Raw genomic sequence first — 12,937 nt, forward strand, 5'->3', positions numbered from 1 at the left:
TACGCATAACAAACTTTACGATTACTCTTTGACCCAAAATCGATAAGGCTGTCTATGCCGTATTATTGGAACACCTTGTTTCAAAAAATACCAGATGAGGTGTTTTTTTTTGCATGCCCTTTTATGGATCAAAAAGTGTTAAAAATAAGACAGTAACCTCGGAATAGCTACTGTCTTATCTCATTTTTCACTTAAAGCCTTGACAGACTTGACAAATGGTAGAAAAGAGCAAATAAAAAAAGACAAACATCTCATCTTGATGCTTGTCTTCAGTCAGAAACCGAGTTCAACTCGGTTTTTAATATTTTCTGAATCGTTGATAACGATTTTCCAATAATTCTTTCAGAGGCAGTTTGGAAAGTTGAGCCAGCTCAATACTGATTTCTTCCTTGACCGCAGCTAAGAGTTCGTATTTATTGAATCCACGTTCTGGAATAACCTTATCCACAACTCCCATCTGAAGCAGTTCATGGGAAGTGATTTTCATCAGCTCAGCTGCCTCCATAGCCCGACTGCCATCTTTCCAAAGAATAGAAGCAAAGCCTTCTGGGCTTAATACCGCATACATGGAATTTTCCAGCATCCAGACCTTGTCTGCAACAGCCAGTGCCAGAGCTCCACCTGAGCCGCCCTCACCGATGATAATGGCAATAATGGGCACCTTAAGGTCACTCATTTCCATGAGATTGCGGGCAATCGCTTCTCCCTGCCCACGCTCCTCAGCGCCGACACCAGGATAAGCTCCCGCAGTGTTGATGAAAGTCACAACTGGACGCCCGAATTTCTCTGCTTGCTTCATCAAACGCAGAGCCTTGCGATATCCTTCGGGATGAGGTTGACCAAAATTTCGACGTAGATTATCCTGGAGATTGCGACCTTTCTGAATCCCGACAACCGTTACAGGCTGGCCCTGTAAGGTTCCAATACCGCCAACAACGGCACCGTCATCACGAAAAGAACGATCTCCGTGCAATTCCACAAAGTCATCAAAAATCCCCTGAGCAAAATCTAAGGCTGTTAAACGCGCCTGATTACGCGCTTCCTTGATGATCCGAATGATTCTTGTCATAGGCCACCTCCATGAAAGCTTAAAAGTGTAACAATCGTATCACGTAATTCACCACGCTTGACAATTGCATCAACGAAACCATGTTCCAGTAAAAATTCAGCCTTTTGGAAATCATCTGGCAATTTCTCTCTTACAGTAGACTCAATGACCCGACGGCCAGCAAAACCAACCAAAGCTTGAGCTTCTGCTAAAATGATATCGCCTTCCATAGCAAAGGAAGCCGTGACACCGCCTGTTGTCGGATCTGTTAGGACTGTCAGATAAAAGAGCCCCGCTTTGGAGTGGCGTTGCACAGCAGCAGAGGTCTTGGCCATTTGCATGAGACTCATAATGCCTTCCTGCATCCGAGCACCGCCAGACGCTGTGAAAAGAATGACTGGCAGCTTCTGTTCTGTCGCATACTCAAAGAGACGGGTTATCTTCTCCCCTACAACAGTTCCCATGGAAGCCATGATAAAGTTGGAATCCATGATTCCCAGAGCAATTTTTCGGCCTTTAATCAGAGCTGTACCAGTCAAAACGGCCTCATCCAAACCTGTTTTTTCACGCATCTGCGCCAGTTTTTCCTTATAATGAGGAAAACGCAGCGGATCCGTTGTCTCAATCCCAGTGAACAGTTCATCAAAGCTATTCTCGTCTGCGATTAAGCTCAAACGTTCAAATGCAGTAATACGGAAAGTGTAGCCACAATTTGGACAAATCCGTTCGCTTCCCAAATCTTTTTGATAAATGGTGTGCTTACACCCTGGACACTTGGAGAATAGTTCATCTGGCACCTCTGGTTTAGCCTGAGGCGTCTCACGAATCGCCCGATTCGGATTGATTCGGATATATTTATCCTTTTTTGAAAACAAAGGCATTGCTTACTCCTTTATCAAATCTAAGAGTGATTCTGTCTAATTAAAACAAAACCACTCTCTGTCACTTAATTTTTATCTTGATAAGCTGGGAGAAATTTTTCCATTAGAAAAGCTGTATCGTAGTCTCCCGCAATCACGTTCGGATCAGAAATCAAATCCAGCTGGAAACTGCTATTGGTCACAACACCGTCAATTTCTAGCTCATAGAGAGCCCGCTGCATTTTCATCAGCGCATCAAAGCGGTTTTCTCCATGGACGACAATCTTGGCAATCATGCTGTCATAGTACGGTGGGATAGTGTAGCCGGGATAGACAGCTGAATCCACGCGCAACCCCACTCCTCCGCTAGGTAGATAAAGGTTAGAAATTTTACCAGGACTCGGCGCAAAGTTAAAGGCTGGATTTTCAGCATTGATCCGACACTCAATTGCATGGCCCCGGATTTCAATATCATCCTGTCCAAAGGACAGTTCCTGCCCATTAGCAATCTTGATTTGCTCCTTGACGATGTCAATCCCTGTCACAAACTCTGTAACAGGATGTTCCACTTGAACCCGGGTATTCATTTCCATAAAGTAGAACTCACCCTTGGCTTCATCAAGCAGAAACTCAATCGTTCCAGCATTTTCATAGCCGACGGACTCAGCAGCTCGAACAGCAGCTTCTCCAATCTGCTGGCGCAGGGTTTTGCCAATCGCCACTGATGGGCTTTCTTCCAGCACCTTCTGATTGTTACGCTGCAAAGAGCAATCCCGCTCCCCCAAGTGAACCACATGGCCCTGCTGATCTGCCAGGATTTGCACTTCGATATGGCGCGCCGGATAGATGACTCGTTCCATATACATGGCACCATTACCAAAGGCCGCTTTAGCTTCGCTAGAAGCAGACTCAAAAGCCGCTACTAAATCCTCAGCCTTTTCAACCTTACGGATGCCCTTGCCGCCACCGCCGGCAGAAGCTTTGAGCATGACTGGGTAGCCAATCTTTTCGGCTACTTCCAAGGCTTCTTTAGAAGTATACACCTCTCCATCAGATCCTGGAATAACTGGTACTTTGGCCTTAATCATCTGCGCTCGGGCATTGATCTTATCCCCCATCAGATCCATGACAGTACCTGATGGTCCAATAAACTTAATACCGACTTCTTCGCACATGGTCGCAAATTTGGAATTTTCACTCAAAAAACCAAAACCGGGATGAATGGCTTCTGCCTCGGTCAAAACAGCAGCCGAAAGTACCGCATTCATATTGAGATAAGAGTCTGTAGATTTGGCTGGGCCGATACAGACTGCCTCATCAGCCAGTAAGGTATGGAGCGCTTCCTTGTCAGCCGTTGAATAAACTGCTACTGTCGCAATCCCCAACTCGCGGGCCGCGCGAATAATTCTGACCGCAATTTCCCCACGGTTAGCAATTAAAATTTTACGAAACATGGTGAAATCTCCTCTTTCTTACTGACCAATCGCAAAGGTCAAGGTTCCGCTAGCTGCAAGTTTTCCGTCAACCTCAGCCTTAGCTTCTACCACTGCAATGGTTCCGCGGCGCTTGACAAACTTGGCAGTCATAATCAATTGATCACCTGGTACGACTTGCTTTTTGAACTTAACCTTGTCCATGCCAGCATAGAAGACCAGCTTGCCCTTATTTTCTTCTTTAGACAATTCCAGCACACCAGCCGTTTGAGCCAAAGCTTCCATAATCAAAACACCTGGCATGACAGGATACTGAGGGAAATGTCCGTTAAAGAATGGCTCGTTGATTGTCACATTTTTCAGGGCGACAATCTCATCTTCACTGACTTCCAAAACGCGGTCCACCAAAAGCATCGGATAGCGATGCGGAAGTGCCTCTTTTATTGTATTGATATCAATCATTTGATGCGTACCAGCCCTTTCCCAAACTCAACCATTTCTTCATTTTGGACTAAAACTTCCGTGATAACACCATCTTTAGGAGCAGGCACTTCGTTCATTACCTTCATAGCCTCGATAATCATCAGGGTTTGTCCTTTTTTCACTTGGTCACCTACGTTCACAAAAGCTGGTTTATCTGGACCTGCGGCCAAGTAGGCCACGCCGACCAATGGACTTTCCACGACATCGCCTTCAGCAGCAGGGGTTGGAGCCTCTGGAGCCACTTCAGGCACTGCAGTTGGAGCTGCTTGGGGAGCTGGCTCAAGCACAGGTGCGCTTGCAGCCTGCAAGGGTGCGGCAAGCGGAGCTGTACTGACTGCTGGAGTTACTGGCACTGCGGCTTGCCCTTCATTCTTACTGAAAGTCAGCTCATCGCTTTGGTTTTTATAAGAAAATTCACGCAGGCTTGATTGGTCAAACTGAGCCATCAAGTCTTTAATTTCATTGATATTCATCTAGTCCTCCCAACGCTTGAATGCCAGAACAGCATTGTGACCACCAAAGCCAAATGTATTGGAAATCGCATAAGGAATTTCCTGCTCCTTGCCTTCCCCAAATACAACATTTGCTTCAATATAATCTGATACTTCTCTTGTACCAGCTGTTTTTGGTACAAAGCTGTGGCGCATCGCTTCAATAGTCGCAATCGCTTCGACTGCACCAGCTGCCCCGAGCAGGTGACCGGTGAATGATTTAGTAGATGAAACAGGAACATCCTTACCAAGAACTGCAACAATAGCACCACTTTCACCCTTTTCATTAGCTGGAGTTGAAGTTCCGTGGGCATTGACATAAGCAACATCTGCTGGGCTAATCTCTGCTTCAGCAAGAGCCAATTTAATCGCCTTAATAGCACCCTGACCTTCTGGATGCGGAGAAGTCATGTGGTAAGCATCACAGGTATTTCCGTAGCCAACTACTTCAGCAAGAATCGTTGCTCCACGTTTTTCAGCATGCTCCAGACTTTCAAGAACCAGCATACCTGAGCCTTCCCCCATAACAAAACCATTCCGGTCTTTATCAAAAGGAATAGACGCGCGAGCAGGATCTTCTGTCGTGGAAAGAGCCGTTAAAGCTTGGAAGCCAGCAATCGCAAATGGTGTGATAGAAGCTTCTGAACCACCTACCAACATCACATCTTGGAAACCAAATTTGATAGAGCGGAAGGCATCGCCAATCGCATCATTTGAAGAAGCACAAGCTGTATTGATTGATTTACAGACTCCATTTGCTCCGAAGCGCATAGCCACATTCCCAGCTGCCATATTTGGCAGAGCCTTTGGCAAGGTCATCGGTTTGACACGTTTCGGACCTTTCTCATGCAAACGAATGACTTGATCTTCGATTTCCTTAATGCCACCGATACCAGATGCAACGATGACACCAAAGCGGTCTTTGTCGATTGCTTCTACATCAAGATTAGCATTTGTTACCGCTTCTTGAGCTGCATACAAGGAATACAAAGAATAATTGTCAAAACGATTGGTATCTTTCTTGATAAAGTATTTATCAAAAGGAAAGTCTTGGACCTCTGCCGCATTATGAACAGCAAAATCGCTGTGATCAAACTTGGTGATGGGACCAATCCCAATCTTACCTTCTTTTAAACTATTCCAAAATTCTTCTGGTGTATTTCCGATGGGAGAGGTTAATCCATAACCTGTTACAACAACTCGATTTAGTTTCATAGTGAACTCCTTTATGATGATTGGTGAACTTTCAAATCCAAATTCATTTGAAATTACTGCATGGTCAGCCCGCCGTCAATCGTGATGACTTGACCGGTAAGATATTCCTGTCTCGCCAAGAACAAGGCAACATCAGCCACTTCTCCGGTATTCCCGAACCGTTTCATTGGGATTTGAGCAAGGGAGGCTTCTTTGATTTTTTCAGGAAGCCCGTCTGTCATATCCGATTCGATAAAGCCTGGGGCAATTACATTGACACGGATATTGCGCGCTGCCACTTCACGGGCAACCGACTTAGAAAATCCAATCAAGCCAGCTTTAGAAGCTGCATAGTTGGCCTGACCGACATTACCAGTCAAACCGACAACACTTGATAAGTTAATGATTGCTCCCTGGCGAGCCTTGGTCATTGGTTTCAAGACAGCTTGTGTCATATTAAAGGCACCAGTCAAGTTGACCTTCAGCACTTGCTCGAAGTCTTCCTCTGTCATCTTAAGCATGAGCTTATCTCGAGTAATCCCAGCATTGTTAACCAAGACATCTACAGACCCTAAAGCCACAATCGCCTCCTCAACCATTCGCTTGGCATCAGTACCATCAGACACATCGCCTGAAATAGCCACGACCTTGATCGGATAACCAGCAAACTCAGCTAAAACGTCATCTGAAATTTGACCGCGCCCGTTCAAGACAATATTGGCACCTGCACTTGCAAACTTATGTGCAATGGCCAAACCGATTCCACGGCTAGAGCCAGTAATAAAAACATTTTTATTCTTTAATTCCATTGGTATTCCCCATTATTTTTCTAGTAGGGCTGTCAAAGTGTCTACACTTTCAACATGATGAACAACTGCTGATTTATCAATTTTCTTCATAAAGCCAGACAGGACTTTCCCTGGACCAATCTCGATAAATTCTGTCGCACCAGCTTCCTGCATTTTAGCGATACTGTCATAGAAACGAACTGGCTCCATGACCTGACGGGTCAACAATTCTTTAATTCTACCAGCTTCCATAATATCCGCTTCTGTATTGCCAACTAATGGAAGCTGAAATTCAGCAAATTCCGTTTCAGCCAAAGCTTGAGCTAATTGCTCACTAGCTGGTTTCAAGAGAGCCGTATGGAAAGGACCTGAAACATTCAGCGGAATCAAGCGTTTCACACCTGCTTCCTTGAGTAATTCCACCGCCTTGTCCACCGCTGCCGCATCGCCCCCAATGACGATTTGACTAGGAGTATTGTAGTTGGCTGGAGAAACCAGTCCCAGCTGACTAGCCGTCTGACAGGCTGCCTCAATGAGAGAGACCTCTGCATTTAAAACTGCTACCATTTTACCAGAGCCAGCAGGGGCAGCTTCTTCCATAAAAGCTCCGCGTTTAGCGACTAGAGCTACCGCTGTTTTGAAGTCCAGCGCACCAGCAGCTACCAAGGCAGAGTATTCACCCAGAGAAAGACCAGCCACCATATCAGGCTGGATTCCTTTTTCAGCCAGCAAGCGATAAATAGCAACAGAAGTTGTCAAAATTGCTGGCTGAGTATAGCGAGTTTGGTTAAGTTTTTCCTCATTCTGGTCAATCAATTCCCGAACATCATAGCCCAGAACCTGGCTAGCTTCCTCAAAGGTCGCCTTGACCACGCCATACTGATCATAGAGGTCACGAGCCATCCCCAGATACTGGGCCCCCTGACCGGCAAAGAGAAAGGCTGTTTTAGTCATTTCTAGTCACTCCTGCCCAACGTTTTGCTTCTTGCTGAATCTTTTCAGCAGCGCCATAATAAATATCCTTGAGAATTTCTTCTACTGTTTCTTCCTTGCTAACCAAGCCGGCAATCTGACCGGACATGACCGAACCATTTTCCACATCGCCACGGACAACCGCATTGGCCAAGGCACCAGCTCCCAGATTTTCAAAAACAGTCAAATCTGGATTTTCTTGCTTGAAGGCTTCTTTTTCTGCCTTTTCGAAATCACGAGTTAGCTTATTCTTGATAGCACGAACCGCATGGCCGAAATGCTGAGCAGAAATTGTCGTATCAATATCCCGAGCCTTCAAGATCATATTTTTATAATTTTGGTGGGCATTGGATTCCTTAGCAACGACGAAGCGTGTTCCAACCTGAACAGCTTCAGCTCCCAACATAAAGCCAGCTGCCGCCCCTGGTCCATCTGCAATACCACCAGCTGCAACAACTGGGATATTCACAGCCTCTACAACCTGACGTACTAAAGACATGGTAGTCAGTTTACCGATATGGCCACCGGCCTCCATCCCTTCTGCAATAACCGCATCCGCTCCGATTTTTTCCATCCGTTTAGCTAGAGCTACACTTGGTACAACTGGGATTACGGTAATGCCTGCTTCGTGGAAGCGAGCCATGTACTTACTTGGATTGCCCGCGCCAGTCGTCACCACTTTAACTCCTTCTTCAATGACAAGATCCACAATATCTTCTGCAAAAGGAGAGAGAAGCATGATATTGACACCGAAAGGACGGTCTGTCAAAGACTTGATTTTGTCAATATTGGCCTTCACCACTTCCTTAGGAGCATTTCCACCACCGATGATGCCAAGACCACCAGCTTTTGAAACCGCACCAGCCAAGTCACCGTCCGCAACCCAGGCCATTCCACCTTGAAAAATAGGATATTTAATATCTAATAATTCTGTAATTCGTGTTTGCATAATACCTTCCTCTAATCATTGCTTAAGTAATAGCTGGATTCCAAACTACCACATGCGAGATGTATTTCTTTACTTTGACAGTCAAACTATTACCTAAACAAGAGAGAATATCTCACGATACTCTCAAGTTCTTGTTTATTTTGTTTTTTCTTCTACGTAAGCAACCAAGTCACCAACTGTATTTAAGCCTTCTTCAGTTTCGATTTGGATGTCAAAAGCATCTTCGATTTCTGAAATAACTTGGAACAAGTCCAATGAATCAGCTTCAAGATCATCGAAAGTTGACTCAAGCGTAACTTCTGATGGCTCTTTGCCAAGTTCTTCAACGATAATTTCTTGTACTTTTTCAAATACTGCCATGGATAGACTCCTTTAAAAATAAATATTTTTTATCAATGTGTTTCCACATGACTAACTAAATTGTAACAATAAGCGTGCCCCATGTCAAACCTCCACCGAAACCTGACAGCAAAATTGTCTGATTTTCGTTCAGCTTAATCAAGTCCTGTTGGACACACTCAGATAATAAAATCGGGATACTGGCTGCACTGGTATTACCATATTCCATCATATTAGCAGGCAGCTTTTCCCTAGTGACTCCCAGTTTCTTAGCCATCTTGTCCAAAATCCGGATATTGGCCTGATGCAACAACAGATAGTCAAGATCATCTACTGAAAACTGGCTTTCCTCAATGGTGCTTTTAATTGATTGAGCCACATCGCGAATAGCAAAGTCAAAAATTGCCCGACCTTCCATTTTCAAATAACGTGTATCTTCTTGCTTCTCTGAAAAAGGTGAAGACAAGCCAAGCCTGCCACTAGTCAGACTCTCACCTCTCAGACCATCTGTAAACTGACTTTCAGCCCAAAAATGCTGTCTTTCTGAAGTTTCAAGTAAAACACCGCCAGCACCGTCACCAAACAATACCGAAGTCGTGCGATCTGACCAATCCACAACCTTTGATAAGGTTTCACTTCCAATGACCAAACCTTTTTTATACCGTCCAGAAGAAATAAATTTCTCACCTGTAGACAAAGCAAAGATAAAACCGCTGCAGGCTGCCGTCAAATCAAAAGCAAAAGCATTCTTAGCGCCAATATTCGCTTGAACCCTAGCTGCAGTAGAAGGCATCATAGAATCAGGCGTAATAGTTGCAACGATGATAAAATCAATCTCATCAGCAGAAATTCCGCCCTTCTCTAACAACTGCTCAGCAACCCTTGTCGCTAAATCACTGGTGGTTTCATTTAAAGATATGTGACGTTTTTTAATCCCTGTCCGGCTTGAAATCCATTCATCACTAGTGTCCATCAATTTTGCCAAATCATCATTCGTGACAATTTGACTAGGAGCATAATGCGCAGTTTGGCTAATCTTTGCGTAGTTCATCATTTCAGCTCCTCTAAAAAATTATATAAGTTATGCAGACCTTTTTGCATCACTTTTCTTTCTTCCGAACTCATTCCTTCAACCACTTGCATGACCATCCGATTATGAAAACGTTTATGAAGACGATACAAAAGTCGGCCATTTTTAGTCAGATTTAGGTGAACCACGCGGCGATCAATTTCTGAACGTCGACGTTCGATATACCCTTTCCGCTCCAAATTATTCAAACTGGTTGTGACAGTCCCCAAAGTAACCATTAATTCTCTTGAAATATCACTTGGAGTTGCATTTGGAGTGGAGCCAATAACATCAATCGTATGCATTTCTTTAATAGAGACATCTTTAAAACGACTGCCTCGGAGGCTGGACTCTTCAATGACCAAGACATTGTTAAAAATCGATGTTAAATAATCATTTACTAGCTGGAAATTCAAAAACCACACCTCCTTAAAAAATACTTTGGCATTCAAATTTTATCAGATATCAAAATAATTTGCAAGCCTTTTTGAAAATTATTTTGAAAATCAAATAATTTTTTATAATTACTCTTGGGATGTAGACCTTACCAATTTTCGTCTATTTCCCTCTAAACTTAGGTCTACGCTTTTCAGTATAGGCTTGAACACCTTCTTTAAAGTCCTCGGTGAATGCAAGGGATTTCTGCAGTTCTAACTCCAACTCTGCATATTCTTTCCAACCGCTGAAGAGACTTTTCCAGACCATTTCTTTCATGGCCCTATAAGAATTAAGCGAACCACGTTTTAATTTTTTAAGAAGTTGGTCTGTTGTTTTTTCCAGTTTTTCAGACTCACAGACTTTATAGAGCAAGCCATAATCCAGAGCCTTCTCTGCTGTCAGAGGTTCCCCGGTCATGACCAGATGGGTCGCCCGTGTCACACCAATCGCCCGTGTCAAAAGATAAAGACCACCTGCATCTGGCGCCAGACCGACCCCGACAAAGGCTTGGATAAAACGCGATTTCTCCGTCGCAATACAGAAATCTGCAGCCACGACCATATTGGCTGCAGCACCTGCAACCGGCCCATCCACACTCATGATGACTGGTTTGGGCAAGCGCTTCATAGCAAAGGAAATATCATTGACCAGCTCTGCAATTTTTACCAAAGATTGGATATCATCAGCACTGACAGCCCTTTGCATTTCAGCCAAATCACCACCGACTGAAAATACTTTACCATTAGCATTGATGACTAAAAATTTCACAGCCTGATCATTTGCGGCAAGTTCAATCGCTTCTAAAATTTCCTCACACATAGGAATATTAAAACCGTTTGAAACTTCCGGACGATTAAAAGTAATGGTCGCTACTTCATCAGCTACCTTGTAAAGAATACCATTGAAAGTCATTCTAGCTCCATTCCCGACTTGATATATTCAGTCGATTTTGTTTTATGATTAAATAATTTGACACTCAAATTATAATGTAGTATCTATTCTAACATAAATAATTTTGAAAGAAAAGAAAAAATAAATAAATTTAAATGATAACCAGATGTTAAGTCATTTACAAAAACTTCACTACTTTTAGAGATTGAAAAAGAAGAATTGAAAAATTTTCAGAATTTTGTTATAATTTTTAAAATAAATATGAGGAGCATCCATGAAAGTTGTAAAATTTGGCGGAAGTTCACTAGCTTCTGCAACTCAATTACAGAAAGTGTTAAATATTGTCAAATCAGATAAGGAACGTCAATTCGTTGTTGTATCAGCCCCAGGAAAAAGAAATGATTCTGATACCAAAGTCACAGATGCTTTGATTAAATACTATCGCGCATACATCGCTGGTGACGATGTTTCATTGCAGCAAAAATGGATTATCAACCGTTATGCAGATATCGTGGCGGAGCTGGGATTAAAGCAAACTATTCTCGATAGAATTTCAAAAAACATTGTTTCATTAGCCACTCTGCCAATTGAAGAAAATGAATTTCTTTATGATACTTTTCTTGCAGCTGGAGAGGATAATAATGCGAAATTAATTGCAGCTTTCTTCAACCAAAACGGAGTTCCTGCTCGCTATGTACATCCAAGAGAAGCTGGACTTTTTGTTTCCAGTGAGCCGGGTAATGCCCGAATTCTTCCATATAGCTATGATAAAATAGAAGAATTAAACAACTCCGAAGAAGTTCTTGTCATTCCAGGATTTTTCGGAGTTACCCGCGATGGACAAATCTGCACATTTTCTCGTGGTGGTTCTGATATTACAGGTTCTATCATTGCTGCAGGTGTCAAAGCAGATATCTATGAAAACTTTACTGATGTCGATGGGATTTTCGCAGCCCATCCTGGCATCGTCCACAAACCACATTCCATTCCTGAACTGACCTACCGTGAAATGCGGGAATTGGCCTATGCTGGCTTTACTGTTCTCCATGATGAGGCCCTGCTTCCTGCTTACCGTGGTAAAATTCCGCTGGTTATCAAAAACACTAACAATCCTGAACATCCTGGAACGCAAATTGTTCATAAACATAGCAAGGAACATTTACCTGTCGTCGGGATTGCTGGTGATGCAGGCTTTGTAAGTATCAATATGTCTAAATATCTCATGAACCGAGAAATCGGCTTTGGTAGACAGGTTCTCCAAATCCTAGAAGATTTGAACATTGGCTGGGAGCACATGCCTACAGGAATTGACGACCTCTCCATCATCTTGCGCGAGCGCGAATTGACCCCTATCAAAGAGGAAGAAATCCTTCGCCAGCTTATCCAAAAAGCAGAGGTTGATCATGCAGAAATTGAACACGACCTTTCCATTATCATGATTGTCGGTGAAAAAATGAAAAGCCATATTGGGGTTACAGCTACCGCAACCAAAGCTCTTTCAGAAAATAATATCAACATTCAAATGATGTCCCAAGGCTCAAGTGAAGTATCTATCATGTTCGTAGTCAATAAAGAGCAAGAAAAAGCTGCTATCCGAGCGCTATATAAAGCCTTCTTTAAACCACAAACAAAAGAATAAATCATCTAAGATTCGTAGTAGACTTGATTATTAGACACTTCCAAAAGCTCACTACCTTCCCGAAGTGAGATTGTCAAGCCATGACAAAAAAAGATGTTCATTTTATAATAAAGATCATCAATCCGTGGTCTTTAACAGAGCATTTTCTAGTCTATCAAAAAATTGGATAAGTAGGGAGCATGAGACAACTCATACATCCTTGTGCATAAATAAAAGGGCTCTATAATTTCTGTAGTGGGTAAATCCACCGCAGGGATTATGGAGCCTATTTTGTTGTAGAAAACATACTAAGATTAGTAGTGAAGAAATCTCCGACGGGAGAGAGTACTCACTACTTTTTCTT

General features: G+C 43.2%; 14 protein-coding genes. 1 reads left to right on the top strand and 13 read right to left on the bottom strand.

Translation table 11 applies throughout. The features are described from left to right. Window positions 1-298: 298 nt before the first annotated feature. From AC5FEC_RS09980 to fabM, 13 genes are all read right to left on the bottom strand, one after another. Window positions 299-1,069, bottom strand: coding sequence for an acetyl-CoA carboxylase carboxyl transferase subunit alpha (locus AC5FEC_RS09980; protein WP_493662081.1), 771 nt, complete (start codon window positions 1,067-1,069; stop codon window positions 299-301). Beyond that, window positions 1,066-1,929: an acetyl-CoA carboxylase, carboxyltransferase subunit beta gene (gene accD / locus AC5FEC_RS09985; protein ID WP_493662082.1), complete on the bottom strand. Its 864-nt coding sequence runs from the start codon at window positions 1,927-1,929 to the stop codon at window positions 1,066-1,068. The genes AC5FEC_RS09980 and accD overlap by 4 nt, the downstream gene beginning before the upstream one ends. 65 nt (window positions 1,930-1,994) lie before the next feature. Next, the gene (gene accC, locus AC5FEC_RS09990) at window positions 1,995-3,362 is read right to left on the bottom strand and encodes an acetyl-CoA carboxylase biotin carboxylase subunit (protein WP_493662083.1); all 1,368 of its coding nucleotides are present in this window, start codon (window positions 3,360-3,362) and stop codon (window positions 1,995-1,997) included. An 18-nt stretch (window positions 3,363-3,380) separates the two neighbouring features. After that, window positions 3,381-3,803, bottom strand: a complete 423-nt coding sequence (gene fabZ / locus AC5FEC_RS09995; protein ID WP_062201928.1) for a 3-hydroxyacyl-ACP dehydratase FabZ — start codon at window positions 3,801-3,803, stop codon at window positions 3,381-3,383. Beyond that, on the bottom strand, window positions 3,800-4,297 hold the full coding sequence (gene accB / locus AC5FEC_RS10000; protein WP_234550986.1) for an acetyl-CoA carboxylase biotin carboxyl carrier protein: 498 nt from the start codon (window positions 4,295-4,297) through the stop codon (window positions 3,800-3,802). The genes fabZ and accB overlap by 4 nt, the downstream gene beginning before the upstream one ends. Beyond that, the gene (fabF, locus tag AC5FEC_RS10005) at window positions 4,298-5,530 is read right to left on the bottom strand and encodes a beta-ketoacyl-ACP synthase II (RefSeq protein ID WP_493662084.1); all 1,233 of its coding nucleotides are present in this window, start codon (window positions 5,528-5,530) and stop codon (window positions 4,298-4,300) included. A 53-nt stretch (window positions 5,531-5,583) separates the two neighbouring features. Beyond that, window positions 5,584-6,318 carry a 3-oxoacyl-[acyl-carrier-protein] reductase gene (gene fabG, locus AC5FEC_RS10010; RefSeq protein ID WP_037617536.1) on the bottom strand — a complete coding sequence of 245 codons (735 nt, stop codon included), beginning with the start codon at window positions 6,316-6,318 and terminating at the stop codon, window positions 5,584-5,586. A gap of 12 nt (window positions 6,319-6,330) precedes the next feature. Then, the gene (gene fabD / locus AC5FEC_RS10015) at window positions 6,331-7,251 is read right to left on the bottom strand and encodes an ACP S-malonyltransferase (protein WP_149518282.1); all 921 of its coding nucleotides are present in this window, start codon (window positions 7,249-7,251) and stop codon (window positions 6,331-6,333) included. Further along, window positions 7,244-8,218 carry an enoyl-[acyl-carrier-protein] reductase FabK gene (gene fabK / locus AC5FEC_RS10020; RefSeq protein WP_493662085.1) on the bottom strand — a complete coding sequence of 325 codons (975 nt, stop codon included), beginning with the start codon at window positions 8,216-8,218 and terminating at the stop codon, window positions 7,244-7,246. Before fabK ends, fabD begins: the two co-directional genes overlap by 8 nt. 135 nt (window positions 8,219-8,353) lie before the next feature. Then, window positions 8,354-8,578, bottom strand: a complete 225-nt coding sequence (locus AC5FEC_RS10025) for an acyl carrier protein (protein WP_002893611.1) — start codon at window positions 8,576-8,578, stop codon at window positions 8,354-8,356. 55 nt (window positions 8,579-8,633) lie between these two features. Further along, window positions 8,634-9,608 carry a beta-ketoacyl-ACP synthase III gene (locus tag AC5FEC_RS10030; protein ID WP_304949398.1) on the bottom strand — a complete coding sequence of 325 codons (975 nt, stop codon included), beginning with the start codon at window positions 9,606-9,608 and terminating at the stop codon, window positions 8,634-8,636. Further along, complete coding sequence (fabT, locus tag AC5FEC_RS10035) at window positions 9,608-10,042, bottom strand: fatty acid biosynthesis transcriptional regulator FabT (protein ID WP_062201938.1); 435 nt, start codon at window positions 10,040-10,042, stop codon at window positions 9,608-9,610. The genes AC5FEC_RS10030 and fabT overlap by 1 nt, the downstream gene beginning before the upstream one ends. Before the next feature lie 142 nt (window positions 10,043-10,184). Further along, entirely contained in the window at window positions 10,185-10,976 is a 792-nt protein-coding gene (gene fabM / locus AC5FEC_RS10040; RefSeq protein ID WP_304949396.1) for a trans-2-decenoyl-ACP isomerase, read from the bottom strand. 253 nt (window positions 10,977-11,229) lie between these two features. Between fabM and AC5FEC_RS10045 the strand changes: the two genes are divergently transcribed. Further along, window positions 11,230-12,594 carry an aspartate kinase gene (locus AC5FEC_RS10045; protein WP_493662086.1) on the top strand — a complete coding sequence of 455 codons (1,365 nt, stop codon included), beginning with the start codon at window positions 11,230-11,232 and terminating at the stop codon, window positions 12,592-12,594. Window positions 12,595-12,937: the final 343 nt, after the last annotated feature.

This window comes from Streptococcus sp. STC1396, assembly GCF_058933875.1.